Origin of the sequence: Streptomyces tricolor (genome assembly GCF_002155905.1) — a bacterium.
Classification (GTDB): Bacteria; Actinomycetota; Actinomycetes; order Streptomycetales; family Streptomycetaceae; genus Streptomyces; species Streptomyces tricolor.
On sequence record NZ_MUMF01000824.1, the window covers coordinates 267 to 536 of the forward strand.

A 270-nucleotide genomic window follows, 5' to 3' on the forward strand; every position below is an offset into this window, starting at 1 on the left:
TCGGCCTGGAGCTGATCGCCGCGCAGTATCTGCAGCTGGTGCTGGGCCTGTCCCCGCTGGAGACCGGCCTGCGGCTGCTGCCCCTGACCGTCGCGGCCATGGCGGCGGGCCTGGCGGGCGCGCGCATGCTGCGCCGCTTCGGCCCGCGCCGCATGGTGTGCTTCGGCTTCTGTCTGACGGCCGCCGCGGTGCTGACGCTGACCGCGATGGGCGCCGCCGACAACCCGCCGCTGCTGCTGGCCGGCTTCGTGCTGCTCGGCTTCGGCCTGG

Annotated in this window: 1 pseudogene; it reads left to right on the forward strand. The window is 75.2% G+C overall.

Annotation, left to right across the window (positions count from 1 at the left end):
* Positions 1-270 (forward strand): annotated as a pseudogene (locus CCN44_RS47005) (MFS transporter); the annotation flags it as partial.